The sequence below is a fragment of the Citrobacter koseri ATCC BAA-895 genome, from assembly GCF_000018045.1.
Taxonomy (GTDB): Bacteria; Pseudomonadota; Gammaproteobacteria; order Enterobacterales; family Enterobacteriaceae; genus Citrobacter_B; species Citrobacter_B koseri.
In genome coordinates this window covers 2,200,429-2,216,222 of the sequence record NC_009792.1, presented here as the reverse complement: position 1 = coordinate 2,216,222, position 15,794 = coordinate 2,200,429, and the positions used below count along the sequence as shown (strand labels likewise).

General features: G+C 55.5%; 14 protein-coding genes. 6 read left to right on the top strand and 8 right to left on the bottom strand.

Going from position 1 to position 15,794, the window contains the following annotated elements:
• Positions 1–2 precede the first annotated feature (2 nt).
• The gene (pnuC, locus tag CKO_RS10115; protein WP_012133238.1) at positions 3–722 is read left to right on the top strand and encodes a nicotinamide riboside transporter PnuC; all 720 of its coding nucleotides are present in this window, start codon (positions 3–5) and stop codon (positions 720–722) included.
• On the opposite strand, the gene zitB is transcribed toward pnuC, so the two are convergent.
• Both zitB and CKO_RS10105 read right to left on the bottom strand, forming a co-directional pair.
• Positions 719–1,660, bottom strand: coding sequence for a CDF family zinc transporter ZitB (zitB, locus tag CKO_RS10110; protein ID WP_024130521.1), 942 nt, complete (start codon positions 1,658–1,660; stop codon positions 719–721). The two genes, pnuC and zitB, sit on opposite strands and share 4 nt — an antisense overlap.
• Before the next feature lie 112 nt (positions 1,661–1,772).
• Complete coding sequence (locus tag CKO_RS10105) at positions 1,773–2,147, bottom strand: YbgS-like family protein (RefSeq protein ID WP_012133236.1); 375 nt, start codon at positions 2,145–2,147, stop codon at positions 1,773–1,775.
• Positions 2,148–2,462: 315 nt separating this feature from the next.
• On the opposite strand from CKO_RS10105, the gene aroG reads away from it, so the two are divergent.
• From aroG to CKO_RS10080, 5 genes are all read left to right on the top strand, one after another.
• Positions 2,463–3,515 carry a 3-deoxy-7-phosphoheptulonate synthase AroG gene (gene aroG / locus CKO_RS10100; protein WP_012133235.1) on the top strand — a complete coding sequence of 351 codons (1,053 nt, stop codon included), beginning with the start codon at positions 2,463–2,465 and terminating at the stop codon, positions 3,513–3,515.
• A gap of 183 nt (positions 3,516–3,698) precedes the next feature.
• Entirely contained in the window at positions 3,699–5,867 is a 2,169-nt protein-coding gene (locus CKO_RS10095) for a TonB-dependent receptor (RefSeq protein WP_012133234.1), read from the top strand.
• 11 nt (positions 5,868–5,878) lie between these two features.
• Complete coding sequence (locus CKO_RS10090; protein ID WP_012133233.1) at positions 5,879–6,865, top strand: ABC transporter substrate-binding protein; 987 nt, start codon at positions 5,879–5,881, stop codon at positions 6,863–6,865.
• Entirely contained in the window at positions 6,862–7,944 is a 1,083-nt protein-coding gene (locus CKO_RS10085) for a FecCD family ABC transporter permease (protein WP_012133232.1), read from the top strand. The genes CKO_RS10090 and CKO_RS10085 overlap by 4 nt, the downstream gene beginning before the upstream one ends.
• Positions 7,941–8,717 carry an ABC transporter ATP-binding protein gene (locus CKO_RS10080; RefSeq protein ID WP_012133231.1) on the top strand — a complete coding sequence of 259 codons (777 nt, stop codon included), beginning with the start codon at positions 7,941–7,943 and terminating at the stop codon, positions 8,715–8,717. The genes CKO_RS10085 and CKO_RS10080 overlap by 4 nt, the downstream gene beginning before the upstream one ends.
• Positions 8,718–8,819: 102 nt before the next feature.
• Here the strand turns inward: CKO_RS10080 and gpmA are convergent, their stop codons facing one another.
• From gpmA to modF, 6 genes are all read right to left on the bottom strand, one after another.
• Entirely contained in the window at positions 8,820–9,572 is a 753-nt protein-coding gene (gpmA, locus tag CKO_RS10075; RefSeq protein ID WP_012133230.1) for a 2,3-diphosphoglycerate-dependent phosphoglycerate mutase, read from the bottom strand.
• Positions 9,573–9,793: 221 nt separating this feature from the next.
• Positions 9,794–10,834 carry a galactose-1-epimerase gene (gene galM, locus CKO_RS10070; protein ID WP_012133228.1) on the bottom strand — a complete coding sequence of 347 codons (1,041 nt, stop codon included), beginning with the start codon at positions 10,832–10,834 and terminating at the stop codon, positions 9,794–9,796.
• Positions 10,828–11,976 (bottom strand): galactokinase, encoded by a 1,149-nt coding sequence (gene galK / locus CKO_RS10065; protein WP_012133227.1) that lies wholly within the window; start codon positions 11,974–11,976, stop codon positions 10,828–10,830. The genes galM and galK overlap by 7 nt, the downstream gene beginning before the upstream one ends.
• Before the next feature lie 3 nt (positions 11,977–11,979).
• Complete coding sequence (galT, locus tag CKO_RS10060) at positions 11,980–13,026, bottom strand: galactose-1-phosphate uridylyltransferase (RefSeq protein ID WP_012133226.1); 1,047 nt, start codon at positions 13,024–13,026, stop codon at positions 11,980–11,982.
• A gap of 9 nt (positions 13,027–13,035) precedes the next feature.
• Positions 13,036–14,052, bottom strand: a complete 1,017-nt coding sequence (gene galE / locus CKO_RS10055; protein ID WP_024130520.1) for a UDP-glucose 4-epimerase GalE — start codon at positions 14,050–14,052, stop codon at positions 13,036–13,038.
• Between the two features lie 218 nt (positions 14,053–14,270).
• Positions 14,271–15,743 carry a molybdate ABC transporter ATP-binding protein ModF gene (gene modF / locus CKO_RS10050; RefSeq protein ID WP_024130519.1) on the bottom strand — a complete coding sequence of 491 codons (1,473 nt, stop codon included), beginning with the start codon at positions 15,741–15,743 and terminating at the stop codon, positions 14,271–14,273.
• Positions 15,744–15,794 lie beyond the last annotated feature (51 nt).

Here is a 15,794-nt window from a genome sequence, read left to right as displayed (position 1 = left end):
AGATGGATTTTTTTAGCACACAGAACATTCTGGTTCATATTCCAATTGGCGCTGGCGGTTACGACCTGTCATGGATTGAAGCTGTCGGCACCGTTGCGGGTTTGCTGTGTATCGGGCTTGCCAGCCTGGAAAAGATCAGCAACTATTTTTTCGGCCTGATTAACGTGACGCTATTCGCGATCATCTTTTTTCAGATCCAACTCTACGCCAGCCTGTTGCTTCAGGTATTTTTCTTTGCCGCCAATATTTACGGCTGGTATGCCTGGTCCCGCAAAACAAGCCAGCATGAGATTGAATTGAAAATTCGCTGGCTGCCGCTGCCAAAAGCGCTGGCCTGGCTGGCGGTATGCGTGGTGGCGATAGGTCTGATGACCGCGTATATCGATCCGGTATTTGCTTTCCTGACTCGCGTCGCCGTCAACCTGATGCAGGCGCTGGGATTGTCGGTCGCCGTACCGGAATTGCAGCCTGATGCCTTCCCGTTCTGGGACTCCTGCATGATGGTGCTGTCGATTGTGGCGATGATCCTGATGACGCGCAAGTACGTCGAAAACTGGCTGCTGTGGGGGATTATCAACGTGATAAGCGTGGTGATCTTCGCACTGCAAGGCGTCTATGCGATGTCGCTGGAGTATCTGATCCTGACCTTCATCGCCCTGAATGGCAGCCGGATGTGGATCAACAGCGCGCGCGAACGAGGCTCACACGCGCTTTCCAGTTAGTGGTGATGATGCGAATGGCCGGATAGCCCCTGATTCAGGTGGCAGTCCGGCCTGTTGCACGGCTGATATTCCATCTGAATGGTGGCGTGCTCAATCTGGTAATGGTGAATCAGGAAATGCTGGATGCGCGCCAGCAACGCGTCATGATCGTGCGGCGGGATCACCTGCACATGCAGCGTCATCACGGGTTTTTCTCCTATCATCCAGACATGGACGTGATGCACATTGCGTACTTCGGGAATACCCCGGCTGAGATGGCGACGCAACGCCGCGATATCCAGCGAAACCGGCGCGCCTTCCAGTAATTCATTCACGCTGTCTTTTAACAGACGCCAGGCGCTGCGTAACACCAGTATGGAAACCAGGATCGAGAGAATCGGATCCGCTGGCGTCCAGCCTGTCCAGATGATAATCAGTGCGGCAAAAATGGCGCCGACCGATCCCAGTAAATCCCCCATCACATGCAGCGCGGCGGCACGCACATTGAGGTTTTTTTCTTCATTCCCCCGGTGCAGGAGCCAGAACGCAAACACGTTGGCGAGCAAGCCTGCCACTGCGATAGTCATCATCATGCCGCCTGCGACAGGGCGTGGCGTATAGAAGCGCTGAATGGCTTCCCAGACGATTAAAAGAGTAATCACCACTAATGCGATGGCGTTAACAAACGCGGCCAGCGTTGTCAGTCTCAGCCAGCCGAAAGTGTGGCGAATGGTTGGAGGACGACGGGAAAACTGTACGGCCATCAGAGCGAACAACAGGGCTGCGGCATCGGTAAGCATATGCCCGGCATCGGCCAGCAGCGCCAGCGATCCTGAAAGAATGCCGCCCACCACTTCAACCAGCATAAATCCGGCGGTGACACAAAATGCGAACAGCAACCGACGCGCGTTCTTATCTTCCGGCAGATGCGAAGCAGTATGAGAGTGTGAATGTGCCATCGTGTCATCCCTTTGTTATTTTCATTATTACTGTATGACATCATACAAGTTTTGGGCTGACAAAATAAAAAGGAGAGCGTCAGCTCTCCCGTTACCTGGCCTTTTTTCAGGCTTACTGCGTGGTGCCATCGGTTTTAGTATCAACGTCGTTGTTGATGCCGTCGCCGGTCTCCACTTTCTTATTCACGTCCGGGCAGCGGCCGTCCTTACACATGGTGTTTTTATGCACTTCATCGGAGGTCATGTCGTCGTGGTTCATTGATGAGCCATCCGGGTGAAGCATGGTGCCGCCGGAATTAATCTGGCTGTTGTCCACATTGTTTGGCGCGATGTTTTCGCGGGCGTCAGGGGCGACCTGTCCGGCATCCGCCGAAGAGTTTGCCTGTCCGTTGTTGGACTGCGTATTCGCGTCGGTGGCCAACGCTGCGCCACTGGCAAGGCTGAGTATGGCAGTAAGAAAAAGTGTGGCCAGTTTTGTCATTTTCATAAGATGCTCCTGTTATGGTCGATATGTCGGATAACTCTTCCAACAGTGCATGTGCCAGTAAAATCTCAGAGAGGGGTTAAAGATCCCGCACTGGCGATTTAGCCCAGCAGAGAATCTTGAAAAAACTCACAAAAAGAGTGTTTGCAGTTAAAAATTGTAGGTTAGATCTCGTTTTTCGCTACTTTCTGGCGTTTTTTTTCCTAATTCCAGGATTAGTCCGTTCGAAGTGTAAAAGTCAGTTTACACTTTTTAGCCAAAGAGATAGATTGAAGGGATTGCATTTAATTAGATAAGTATGGCAACACTGGAATAATCATGAATTATCAGAACGACGATTTACGTATTAAAGAGATCAACGAGTTATTACCGCCAGTCGCACTCCTTGAAAAATTTCCCGCTACAGAGAATGCAGCAAACACCGTTGCCCATGCCCGCAAAGCGATTCATAAAATCCTGAAAGGGAATGACGATCGCCTGCTGGTGGTGATTGGGCCGTGCTCAATTCATGATCCGGTTGCCGCCAAAGAGTATGCCGCTCGTTTAATGACGCTGCGTGAAGAGCTAAAAGGCGAGCTTGAAATTGTCATGCGCGTCTATTTTGAAAAACCGCGCACCACGGTGGGCTGGAAAGGGCTGATCAACGATCCGCATATGGATAACAGCTTCCAGATTAACGATGGCCTGCGTATTGCCCGCAAGCTATTGCTCGACATTAACGACAGCGGATTACCTGCTGCGGGTGAGTTCCTTGATATGATCACCCCGCAATATCTGGCGGATCTGATGAGCTGGGGCGCGATTGGCGCACGTACCACGGAGTCTCAGGTACACCGCGAGCTGGCCTCCGGTCTTTCCTGCCCGGTCGGCTTTAAAAATGGCACCGACGGCACCATCAAAGTAGCGATTGACGCCATCAATGCCGCCGGTGCGCCTCACTGCTTCCTCTCCGTCACTAAGTGGGGGCACTCCGCCATTGTGAATACCAGCGGCAACGGCGACTGCCACATTATTCTGCGTGGAGGCAAAGAGCCAAACTACAGCGCGCAACATGTGGCAGAAGTAAAAGAAGGTCTTGCTAAAGCGGGGCTTGCGCCGCAGGTTATGATCGATTTCAGCCATGCGAACTCCTCCAAACAGTTTAAAAAGCAGATGGACGTTTGTGCGGATGTTTGCCAGCAGATTGCGCGTGGCGAAAACGCGATCATTGGCGTGATGGTGGAAAGCCATCTGGTGGAAGGTAATCAGAGCCTGGAAAGCGGCGAACCGCTGACCTACGGTAAGAGCGTTACCGACGCCTGCATCGGCTGGGAAGATACGGATGCGCTGCTGCGTCAGTTGTCGAATGCGGTGAAAGCCCGTCGCGGATAATTCCTCCTGCCAACGCACGTTGCGCAATTGAAAAACCGGCAAATCAGGCCGGTTTTTTTCTACTAACTGTTTGTAATCCAAAAGAGTTAGTTCTTTGTTTAAAAGTTTTGATGTGATCGTGATCAACTTTTTACACTTATATCGGTCGTAATATAAATTTTTACATAACGATTGATAATACAAATGAATAAGCCCACTCAACTGGCAACGCTGTTGCCTCTTCTCATTTCCCTGGCGCCGCACAGCGCACATGCGGCAAACACCTCTGAAGATGAAATTATCGTCACCAGCCAGCCTTCTGCCGATACCACGCATGCCGCTTCCGGCGCTGGATTCAAAACCAATGATATCGATGTCGGGCCGCTGGGCAATAAAGCCTGGGTTGATACACCGTATTCGACCACGACCGTCACCAAAGAGATGATTGAGAACCAGCAGGCGCAAAGCGTGAGCGAACTGCTGAAATACTCGCCCAGCACACAAATGCAGGCGCGCGGCGGCATGGATGTCGGCAGACCGCAGAGCCGGGGGATGCAGGGTAGCGTGGTTGCCAACAGCCGCCTGGATGGGTTGAACATCGTCTCAACCACCGCTTTCCCCGTTGAGATGCTGGAACGCCTGGATGTGCTCAACAGCCTGACCGGCGCGCTGTACGGCCCGGCAAGTCCGGCCGGACAGTTTAATTTTGTCGCCAAACGCCCAACGGAAGAGACGCTGCGCAAAGTCACTCTGGGTTATCAAAGCCGGAGCGCCTTCACCGGGCATGTCGATTTGGGCGGACACATTGATGATGACAACCGTTTTGGCTATCGCGTGAATGTGCTGGATCAGGAAGGTGAGGGGAATCTGGATGACAGTACGCTGCGCCGTAAGTTGCTTTCCGTGGCGCTGGACTGGAATATTCAGCCAGGCACGCAATTGCAGCTGGATGCCAGCCACTATGAGTTTATTCAAAAAGGCTATCCGGGTAGCTTCAGCTATGGCCCGAACATTAAATTACCTTCCGCACCCGATCCCAAAGATAAAAATCTGGCGCTCAGCACGGCCGGGAACGATCTGACAACCGACACGGTGAGCACGCGTCTTATTCATTATCTCAATGATGACTGGTCCGTAACGGCGGGCGTTGGCTGGCAGCAGGCGGATCGTGCGATGCGTAACGTATCCAGCAAAATTATCAATAACCAGGGCGATATCAGCCGTTCGCTGAAAGACTCTACTGCCGCAGGACGTTTTCGCGTACTGAGCAATACCGCCACGCTTAACGGTCATGTTGATACTGGTTCTGTCGGGCATGATATTGCGCTCTCGACCACCGGTTATGTCTGGTCGCTGTACAGTGCGAAAGGGACGGGGCCGTCTTATAGCTGGGACACCACCAATATGTACCACCCCTCTGAGATGTACGAAAAGGGCGATGGCAAAATCATAACCGGTGGGGATCGTTATAAATCCAGCGTCAACACGCAACAGAGCATTACCCTTGGGGATACCGTGACTTTCACGCCGAAATGGTCGGCGATGTTCTACTTGAGCCAGAGCTGGATTCAGTCGCAGAACTACAATAAAAGCGGTCATAAAACCGGCCAGATTGATGAGAACGGTTTAAGCCCGAATGCGGCGTTGATGTATAAAATCACCCCGAATGTGATGGCCTACGTCAGCTATGCGGAGTCGCTGGAACAGGGCGGGACGGCGCCAACCAATAGCGACGTGAAAAATGCCGGGCAAACCCTCGACCCGTATCGCAGCAAACAATATGAGATGGGGCTAAAAGCCGATGTCTCCGGGATGAATCTGGGGGCGGCGCTGTTCCGTCTTGAGCGTCCATTTGCCTATGTCGATCCCGGCGACAATGTCTATAAGGAACAGGGGAACCAGGTCAATAACGGTCTGGAATTGACGGCCTCCGGTAATGTCTGGCAAGGGCTGAATATCTACAGCGGCGTGACGCTCCTCGATCCGAAACTGAAAGATACGGTGAGCGATACCACCAGCGATAAACGGGTGGTAGGCGTACCGAAAGTGCAGGCGAACATGCTGGCGGAGTACAGTTTACCGTCGATGCCGGAATGGGTATACAGCGCTAACGTTCACTATACCGGCAAGCGTGCCGCCAACGATACCAACACCGCATGGGCCAGCAGCTACACCACCTGGGACCTGGGCACCCGCTACACCACGAAAATCAGCAGCGTGCCGACCACCTTCCGCGTGGTGGTTAACAACGTGTTCGATAAGCACTACTGGGCATCAATCTTCCCGTCAGGCACCGATGGCGATAACGGTTCACCCAGCGCCTTTATCGGCAGCGGGCGTGAAGTTCGCGCCTCCGTCACGTTTGATTTTTAAAGGATGGAGTCATGACGCTAACCCGCATTTTTCCCGCGCTGGCCTGGCTGGTGGCGGGGAGCCTGTTTGCCGCGCAGCCGCACAGCGATGTGCGCATCGCTTCACCGTGGCCGGCGCAAAACACCATCATCACCATGCTGGGGTATGGCGATAATATTGTTGGCACATCGATGATTGCAAAGACGATTCCGCTTTTTCGCCAGAGTCTGCCGCGTATTGAGAATGTCGCCGTTGTCAGCGTCAACAGCGGTCACGAACTGGACCCGGAGCAGATCATCTCGCTCGGTACGCAACTGCTGTTTGTGCCGAAATCGATGACGGTGCCGAGGGCGTCGCTGCTCCAGCAGGCGGGAGTGCGCGTACTGGCGTTTGAGGCGAACTCCATGCAGGCGCTGACCGCCCGGGTGCATAAAACAGCGGAGGTGCTGGGGCCGGATGCGCAGGATAAAGCGCAGCGGTATCAGCAGTATTTTGACCGCAATGTGGCGCGGGTAAAGGCGCGCTTAAGCGATCTTCCTGAAGATCAGCGAATGACCCTCTATCACAGCATGGGCAATCCGCTGACCACTTCCGGCAGGCCGTCGCTTAATCAGGACTGGATGGATCTGGCCGGTGCAAAAAACGTCGCCGAGCGCTGGTTTAGCCACAAGCAAAACCGGACGGGGGAAGTCGCTCTTGAGCAGATTGTTGCGGCAAATCCGGCGGTGATTGTCGCCATGAATAAGCGGGATGCGGATGCCATCCTGACTTCTCCCCAGTGGGCGCAGGTGGACGCCGTGATTCATCATCGCGTGTATGTGAACCCGAAAGGGATGTTCTGGTGGTGCCGGGAGACCAGCGAAGAGGCGTTACAATTCCTCTGGCTGGCAAAAACGCTCTACCCGCAGCGCTTTGCCGATGTGGATATGCGCAAGGAGACCCGCCGCTTTTACCAGGACTTCTTTGGCATTACACTCAGCGACGCGCAGATTAGCGATGTGCTCAATCCGCCGAAATGACTCTACAGGTAAGGAACGTTATGTCGCTATCCGCTAATGCTCCGTCGATCGACGATCGCTACCGTCTTGTGGTACGCAAGCGGTTGATGCTGGCGCTGCTGATTATTGCGGCGATAGTCGCCTCTCTGGTGCTGGACTCTACGCTTGGCCCGTCTGGTCTGTCGCTCGGCGAGCTCTGGCAAACGCTGCTGCACCCGGCAAGCGTTAATGCGGGGACGCGCGTTATTGTCTGGGATATCCGTTTACCCTATGCGCTGATGGCGTTACTGGTGGGAATGGCTTTGGGGCTGGCGGGCGCCGAAATGCAGACGATCCTGAACAACCCGCTGGCGAGTCCGTTCACGCTGGGCGTTTCTTCCGCAGCGGCCTTTGGCGCTGCGCTGGCGATCGTGTTGGGTATCGGCATTCCCGGCGTTCCTGCCGCCTGGTTTATTCCCGCGAATGCCTTTGCTTTTGCGCTGCTGTCTGCCCTGCTGCTGGACGGGATTACTCGCTGGACGCGCGTGGCGACCTCTGGCGTGGTGCTGTTCGGTATCGCGCTGGTGTTTACTTTTAATGCGCTGGTGTCGATGATGCAGTTCGTTGCCGATGAGGACACGCTACAGGGGCTGGTGTTCTGGACGATGGGCAGCCTGGCGCGCGCGTCGTGGGAAAAGCTCGGCGTGCTGGCGTTGGTGTTTGCCATTGTGTTGCCGTGGTCGATGCGTAGCGCCTGGCAATTGACGGCGCTGCGGTTGGGGGAAGATCGGGCGATGAGTTTTGGCATTGACGTGCGGCGCCTGCGCCTGTCATCGCTGCTGCGCATCAGCCTGCTATCGGCGCTGTCGGTGGCGTTTGTCGGGCCAATCGGTTTTATCGGTCTGGTCGCGCCGCACATTGCGCGAATGCTGTTTGGTGAAGATCACCGGTTCTATCTACCGGGCAGCGTGTTGATGGGGGGGCTGGTGCTGTCGCTGGCCTCGATCGCGTCGAAGAATATTGTTCCTGGTGTGATCATCCCGGTAGGCATCGTAACGTCGCTGGTGGGTGTGCCGTTCTTCCTGAGCATTATTTTGCGCCACCGGGGGAGCATGTCATGAGCGGGTTGATCCTCAAGGGAATAAGCGCCGGTTATCCGAAACACCCAGTTATTCGCGATCTCAGCGTGCCTGAGCTGCCGCGCGGTAAAATTACCGTTCTGCTGGGGCCGAACGGCTGCGGGAAATCAACGTTATTACGCGCGCTGGCCGGGCTGAATAAAGCCCGTGGCGAGGTCATGCTGGACGGTGAGAACCTGATGTCGCTGCCGTTTGCCCGGCGTGCGGAAAAGGTGGTGTTTTTACCTCAGTCGCTGCCGCAGGGCGTACATCTGCATGTGCTGGAGTCGATTATCGTAGCGCAGCGGGCGTCCGGCGGGCGAGATGGCGCGAACAGCCACTCGCAGGTGCTGGCAATCCTGGATCAACTCGGCATTGCGCATCTGGCGCTGCACTATCTTGACCAGCTTTCCGGCGGCCAGCGGCAACTGGTGGGGCTGGCGCAGTCGCTGATTCGCTACCCGGAACTTTTGTTGCTGGACGAGCCGCTTAGCGCGCTGGATCTGAACTATCAGTTTCACGTTATGGATCTGATCGCGCGGGAAACGCGGGCGCGCAATATGGTGACGGTTGTGGTGGTGCATGACATTAATATCGCGCTACGCCACAGCGAACATGTGCTGATGCTGAAGGAGGGCAAACTGGTGGCCAGCGGCGCGCCGGAAGCGGTTATTACCGCAGAAAGCCTGGCGGAAGTGTATAACGTTCGGGGTCGTGTGGAACGTTGTTCACAGGGCAGGGCGCAGGTGGTGCTCGACGGGGTTATCGGGGTTTAAGTGCATGTATTGCCGGATGGCGGCTTACGCCTTATCCGGCCTACAGGACGCATATTGCCAACCCGTAGGCCCGATAAGCGAAGCGCCATCAGGCAAATCGGATTACTTCGCTTTACCCTGGTTCGCTACGGCCGCCGCTTTTGCCGCGATCTCGTCAGCGTTACCCAGATAGTAATGTTTGATCGGTTTGAAGTTTTCGTCGAACTCGTACACCAGCGGTACACCGGTCGGGATGTTCAGTTCGAGAATCTCTTCTTCGCTCATGTTATCCAGGTATTTCACCAGCGCACGCAGAGAGTTACCGTGAGCGGCGATGATGATGCGCTCACCGCTTTTCATGCGCGGCAGAATGGTTTCGTTCCAGTAAGGGATCACGCGATCGATAGTCAGCGCCAGGCTTTCAGTCAGCGGTAGCTCTTTCTCGGTCAGTTGCGCATAACGCGGATCGTGGCCCGGGTAACGCTCGTCATCTTTGGTCAGCTCCGGCGGGGTTACGGCAAAACCGCGACGCCACTGTTTAACCTGCTCATCACCGTATTTTTCAGCGGTTTCCGCTTTGTTCAGACCCTGTAGTGCGCCGTAGTGACGTTCGTTCAGCTTCCAGGATTTTTCAACCGGCAGCCAGGCCTGATCCAGTTCGTCCAGGACGTTCCACAGCGTGTGGATGGCACGTTTCAGCACGGAGGTATAAGCAAAATCGAAGCTATAGCCTTCCTCTTTCAGCAGTTTACCTGCCGCTTTTGCTTCACCCACGCCTTTCTCGGACAGGTCAACATCGTACCAACCGGTGAAACGGTTTTCGTTGTTCCACTGACTTTCGCCGTGACGTACCAGAACCAGCTTAGTTACAGCCATACTCTCACTCCTCAAGCTTTATTGAATGATAATAATTCTCATTATATTGCCGTGACAGGTCAGCGGCAACGCTTACGCATAACCATAGCGAAAATAGTGACGCAGTGTAAGGTTCTTGTGAACCCGGAGTTGCGATTTTGTCTTTGAGTGGTGGGGATTTGAGCAAAGCGACGCGCCACAGGCCCGATAGCTGGCACCATCGGGCCTGTTATGGCTCATCGTCAGGCCGGAATAAACTGATATTCCGTCAGGCTGGCGTACTCGTCGCCGGGATGCAACACGCAGTCAGGTTGCGGCCATTCCGGGTGGTTCGGGCTGTCTGGCAGAAATTCGCTTTCCAGCGCCAGGCCTTGCCAGTCGGCATAAGGTTCAGGCCCGCGCGACGGCGTGCCGCCCAGATAGTTGCCGGAATAGAATTGCAGCGCCGGAGCGGAGGTATAAACCTTCATCTGCAATTTCTCATCCTGCGACCACAGATGCGCGGCTGGCTGGCAGGCATCTCCTTTGGTCTGCAATAAAAAGGCGTGATCGTAACCTTTTACCTTGCGCTGATCGTCATCGGCAAGAAACGCGCTGGCGATGGTTTTTGCGCTGCGGAAGTCGAACGAGGTTCCGGCAACGGATTTCAGCCCGTCGCGTGGAATACCGCTTTCATCAACCGGCAGGTACGTATCAGCCAGAATCTGTAGCTTGTGCTGGCGTACGTCCGACTGCTCGCCGTCCAGGTTAAAGTAGACGTGATTGGTCAGGTTCACCGGGCAGGGCTTATCTACCGTCGCACGATAGGTAATGGAGATTCGGTTATCGTTGGTGAGACGATACTGCGCGGTGGCGCAGAGATGGCCGGGGAAGCCCTGATCGCCATCGTCAGACGTCAGTGCAAACAGCACCTGACGATCGTTCTGGTTGACTATCTGCCAGCGACGTTTGTCAAAGCCGTCCGGCCCGCCGTGCAGTTGGTTTTCACCCTGGCTTGGCAGCAGACTGACGGTTTCACCCGCCCAGGTGTAACGGCTGTTGGCAATGCGATTGGCGTAGCGGCCAATCGATGCGCCAAGAAAGGCGGCCTGATCCTGATAATATTCCGGGCTGGCGCACCCCAGCAACGCTTCACGGACGCTGCCATCGGTTAGCGGGATACGGGCGGAAAGTAGTGTGGCGCCCCAGTCCATCAGCGTGACCACCATCCCTGCATCGTTGCGCAGGGTGAGCAGGCGGTACGGCTGACCATCGGGCGCCAGTGCGGGCGTTTCGTTTAGCACTGTCCGGCTCCTTGTGAGGGTTTGCATACGTAAAACGTTTCTTTGATTCCGGTTTTCGCTTCATACTGCGTGGCTACGGCCTGCTGTACGGCAGGAACCAGCGCTTCCGGGAGCAACGCGACGACGCAGCCGCCGAAGCCGCCGCCGGTCATGCGTACGCCGCCTTTATCGCCGATGGTCGCTTTCACAATTTCGACCAGCGTGTCGATCTGCGGGACGGTGATTTCGAAGTCATCGCGCATTGAGGCGTGAGATTCCGCCATCAATTCACCCATGCGTTTCAGGTCGCCTTTCTCCAGCGCGCTGGCGGCTTCAACGGTACGGGCGTTTTCGGTCAGTACGTGGCGAACACGTTTGGCGACAATCGGGTCCAGCTCGCTGGCCACCGCGTTGAACGCCGCAAGGCTGACATCGCGCAACGCCGGTTGCTGGAAGAAACGCGCGCCCGTTTCACACTGCTCGCGGCGGGTATTGTACTCGCTGCCCACCAGCGTACGTTTAAAGTTACTGTTGATGATCACCACCGCCACGCCTTCCGGCATGGAAACCGCTTTCGTACCCAGCGTGCGGCAGTCAATCAGCAGGGCATGATCTTTTTTACCCAGCGCGGAGATCAGCTGATCCATAATGCCGCAGTTACAGCCGACGAACTGATTCTCCGCTTCCTGGCCGTTGAGCGCGATTTGCGCGCCATCCAGCGGCAGGTGGTACAACTGTTGGAATACGGTGCCGACCGCGACTTCCAGCGACGCAGAAGAACTGAGTCCCGCGCCCTGCGGCACGTTGCCGCTGATAACCAGATCCGCGCCGCCAAATGCGTTATTTCGTTTTTGCAGATGCTTCACCACGCCGCGCACGTAGTTTGACCACTGCTGGCTGTCGTGGGTAACGATCGGCGCATCAAGGGAGAATTCATCAACCTGGTTGTCGTAGTCAGCCGCAATCACGCGCACTTTGCGATCGTCACGCGTGGCGCAGCTAATCACCGTCTGGTAGTCGATAGCGCAAGGCAGCACGAAGCCGTCGTTGTAATCGGTGTGCTCGCCGATCAGATTGACGCGACCAGGCGCCTGAATGGTGTGGGTAGCAGGGTAGCCGAAAATTTCTGCAAACAGAGATTGTGTTTTCTCTTTCAGACTCATTATTTAAACTCCTGATTCGCGAAAATGAATGTCGCTGACCGCGCGCAGACGCTCCGCCGCTTGTTCTGCCGTCAGATCGCGCTGGGTCTCCGCCAGCATTTCATAACCGACCATAAATTTACGGACGGTCGCGGAACGCAGCAGCGGTGGATAAAAGTGCGCGTGCAGCTGCCAGTGCCCGTTCTCTTCACCGTTAAACGGCGCGCCGTGCCAGCCCATGGAGTAGGGGAAGGAGCACTGGAACAGGTTGTCATAACGACTGGTCAGCTTTTTCAGCGCCAGCGCCAGGGAGTCGCGCTGATCGTCGGTCAAATCGGTAATGCGCAGCACATGCGCTTTGGGCAGCAGCAGCGTTTCAAACGGCCAGGCCGCCCAGTAAGGCACGATCGCCAGCCAGTGCTCGGTTTCAACCACCGTACGGCTGCCGTCTGCCAGTTCGCGCTGCGCATAATCCACCAGCATTGGGGAGTGCTGCTCGGCGAAGTAGGCTTTTTGCAAACGATCTTCACGCTCGGCTTCGTTCGGCAGGAAGCTGTTGGCCCAAATCTGGCCGTGCGGATGCGGGTTGGAGCAGCCCATCGCCGCGCCTTTATTCTCAAAAACCTGCACCCAGGGGTAGGTTTTTCCCAGATCGGCAGTCTGTTCTTGCCAGGTTTTGATGATGTCCGTCAGCGCGGGGAGGCTCAGTTCCGGCAGCGTCTTGCTGTGGTCGGGAGAAAAGCAGATCACGCGGCTGGTGCCGCGGGCGCTCTGGCAACGCATCAACGGGTCATGGCTGTCCGGCGCGTCCGGGGTGTCAGACATCAGCGCGGCAAAGTCATTTGTAAAGACATAGGTGCCGGTGTAATCCGGGTTTTTATCTCCGGTTACGCGCGTATTGCCCGCGCACAGGAAGCAGTCCGGGTCATGGGCGGGAAGCACCTGCTGAGATGGCGTTTCCTGCGCCCCCTGCCAGGGGCGCTTTGCGCGATGCGGTGAAACCAGAATCCACTGTCCGGTTAGCGGGTTAAAACGGCGATGTGGATGATCGACAGGATTAAATTGCGTCATGACATGTCCTTAGTCTGGATATCCCTGCGGATGGCGTGACTGCCAACGCCAGGTGTCCTGTGCCATTTCGTCAAGTGTGCGGGTTACGCGCCAGTCCAGTTCGCGGTCGGCTTTGCTGGCGTCCGCCCAGTAGGCCGGAAGGTCGCCTTCACGGCGTGGGGCAAAATGATAAGCAACGGGTTTACCGCAGGCTTTGCTGAAGGCGTTAACCACATCCAGCACGCTGTTGCCAACACCGGCGCCAAGGTTGTAAATATGCACGCCTTGTTTGCCAGCCAGTTTTTCCATCGCGGTTACGTGGCCGTCGGCAAGATCCATCACATGGATGTAATCACGCACGCCGGTGCCGTCTTCGGTAGGGTAGTCGTTGCCAAAGACCGCGAGTGATTCGCGACGGCCAACGGCGACCTGGGCGATGTACGGCATCAGGTTGTTAGGAATGCCTTGCGGATCTTCACCCATATCACCTGACGGATGCGCGCCGACCGGGTTGAAGTAGCGCAGCAGGGCGATGCTCCAGTCCGGCTGCGCTTTTTGCAGGTCGGTCAGGATCTGTTCGACCATCAGTTTACTTTTGCCATATGGGCTCTGCGGCGTGCCGGTCGGGAAGCTTTCGACATAAGGAATTTTGGGCTGATCGCCGTAGACGGTGGCGGAGGAGCTGAAGATGAAGTTTTTGACATTGGCGGCGCGCATGGCGCTGATTAAACGCAGCGTACCGTTGACGTTGTTGTCATAGTATTCCAGCGGTTTGGCGACGGATTCGCCCACGGCTTTCAGACCGGCAAAGTGAATGACGGCGTCAATCGCGTGGTCATGCAGAATTTCAGTCATCAGCGCTTCGTTACGAATATCGCCTTCAACGAAAGTTGGGTGCTTACCACTTAATCGCTCGATAACAGGCAGTACGCTGCGCTTACTGTTGCAGAGGTTATCAAGGATGATGACATCGTGACCGTTTTTCAGTAACTGTACACAAGTATGACTTCCAATGTAACCGCTACCACCGGTGACCAGTACTCTCATAATTCGCTCCGTTAAGCCTATGGTATGGAATAACCATAGCATAACAAAGATGCGAAAAGTGTGACATGGAATATATTAGTGGAATCGTTTACACTTCGGTTTTTTCATCCGCCGACGCCCGTTATTTAATGATAAATCATATGCTTTAAGAATGATTGCGCCTTTTATCTGAAAAAGCAGTGAAAAAAGGGGCGTGGCCGCACGCCCCCAGTGAACCGCTAACGCAGCGTCGTCTGTTGGTAGCGGTAACTCTCGCCTTCCGGTACAAACTCCAGCCGATGGGTAATGCAGCCTGGGGCGTCTTCCGCGTGATGGGAGACAAACAGCAACTGCGTTTCTCCCTCGCTAATCAGTACATCGACAAAGCGGCGAACAAGCTGACGATTCAGCGGGTCCAGGCCTTGTAAGGGCTCATCAAGAATCAGCAGCGTAGGGTGTTTGACCAGCGCACGGGCGATCAGCGCCAGCCGTTGTTGCCCCCAGGACAGGCTGTGGAAAGGCGCATCCGCAGTGCGTTTGTCCATTCCCAGAATATCCAGCCATTGCTGCGCCAGCTTGTGCTGCCTGTCGGAAACCGCCTGGTAGATGCCAATCGAGTCAAAGTAACCGGAGAGAATGACATTACGCACCGTGGTGCTGACGCGGTAATCCAGATGCAGGCTACTGCTGACATAGCCGATATGTTTTTTGATATCCCAGATTGTTTCACCACTCCCGCGACGGCGGCCAAACAGCGTCAGGTCGTTGCTGTATCCCTGCGGATGGTCGCCGGTGATTAAACTTAGCAGGGTGGATTTTCCCGCGCCGTTAGGCCCGACAATCTGCCAGTGTTCACCCGGATTCACCTGCCAACTCAGATGATTAAGAATAGGGCGGTCGTTATAGGAGACGACGCCATCGTTGAGAATAATGCGCGCCGCGCCGTCCGGCAGGGCGTGACGGGCAGAAGGTTCATCCGGCTCGGGCAACTTTACGCCTTCCAGTCGTTCGCTATGCGCGAGTTGGGCAATCAGCGCCCGCTGGAGCAAATCCGCTTTTTCCCCCGTTTCCGTTAACGTGCAGTCGGCAAGGACTCCCGCATACTGAACGAATTCGGGGATCTCATCGAAGCGGTTTAACACCAGCACCAGCGTGTAGCCCGACTGGTGCAGCGTGGCGAGAAGATTCGCCAGTTGCTGGCGGGAGGCGACATCCAGCCCGTCAAACGGCTCATCGAGGATTAATAAATCCGGTTCTGACATCAGCGCCTGACAAAGCAGCGTTTTGCGCGTTTCGCCCGTAGAAAGGTATTTAAAACGTCTGTCGAGCAGAGAAGAAATGCCAAACTGCTGCGCCAGTTCGGCACAGCGGGCGGGATCGCTCACCTCATCCTGAATGATTTCTGCCGTAGTACGTCCGGTGTCGTCTTCGCCAGGGCTGAGCAGGTCGGTGTTATTGCGCTGCCATTCATCGCTGACCAGTTTTTGCAACTGTTCGAATGAGAGGCGGGTGACGCGCGCGAACTGAGACTGGCGCTCGCCTTTCAGTAGCGTCAGTTCTCCCGCCAGCGCGCGGGCCAGCGCCGATTTCCCGCTTCCATTGGTGCCGACAAAAGCCCAGCTATCCCCCGCCTGCAACGTCAGCGCACTTAACTGAAGCGTTTTTGTGTCGCTCAGGCGAAACGTACCTTGCGAAATATGCAATGATGACATTTTGTATCCCATTTTTTGCAGCGATGAATGACAGGGATACGTGTTCAAAGA

Bases quoted from the DNA above. Each gene is read 5' to 3' on its own strand.
- pnuC (WP_012133238.1), top strand. From the start codon at position 3: ATGGATTTTTTTAGCACACAGAACATTCTGGTTCATATTCCAATTGGC.
- zitB (WP_024130521.1), bottom strand. From the start codon at position 1,660: ATGGCACATTCACACTCTCATACTGCTTCGCATCTGCCGGAAGATAAG.
- CKO_RS10105 (WP_012133236.1), bottom strand. From the start codon at position 2,147: ATGAAAATGACAAAACTGGCCACACTTTTTCTTACTGCCATACTCAGC.
- aroG (WP_012133235.1), top strand. From the start codon at position 2,463: ATGAATTATCAGAACGACGATTTACGTATTAAAGAGATCAACGAGTTA.
- CKO_RS10095 (WP_012133234.1), top strand. From the start codon at position 3,699: ATGAATAAGCCCACTCAACTGGCAACGCTGTTGCCTCTTCTCATTTCC.
- CKO_RS10090 (WP_012133233.1), top strand. From the start codon at position 5,879: ATGACGCTAACCCGCATTTTTCCCGCGCTGGCCTGGCTGGTGGCGGGG.
- CKO_RS10085 (WP_012133232.1), top strand. From the start codon at position 6,862: ATGACTCTACAGGTAAGGAACGTTATGTCGCTATCCGCTAATGCTCCG.
- CKO_RS10080 (WP_012133231.1), top strand. From the start codon at position 7,941: ATGAGCGGGTTGATCCTCAAGGGAATAAGCGCCGGTTATCCGAAACAC.
- gpmA (WP_012133230.1), bottom strand. From the start codon at position 9,572: ATGGCTGTAACTAAGCTGGTTCTGGTACGTCACGGCGAAAGTCAGTGG.
- galK (WP_012133227.1), bottom strand. From the start codon at position 11,976: ATGAGTCTGAAAGAGAAAACACAATCTCTGTTTGCAGAAATTTTCGGC.
- galT (WP_012133226.1), bottom strand. From the start codon at position 13,026: ATGACGCAATTTAATCCTGTCGATCATCCACATCGCCGTTTTAACCCG.
- galE (WP_024130520.1), bottom strand. From the start codon at position 14,052: ATGAGAGTACTGGTCACCGGTGGTAGCGGTTACATTGGAAGTCATACT.
- modF (WP_024130519.1), bottom strand. From the start codon at position 15,743: ATGTCATCATTGCATATTTCGCAAGGTACGTTTCGCCTGAGCGACACA.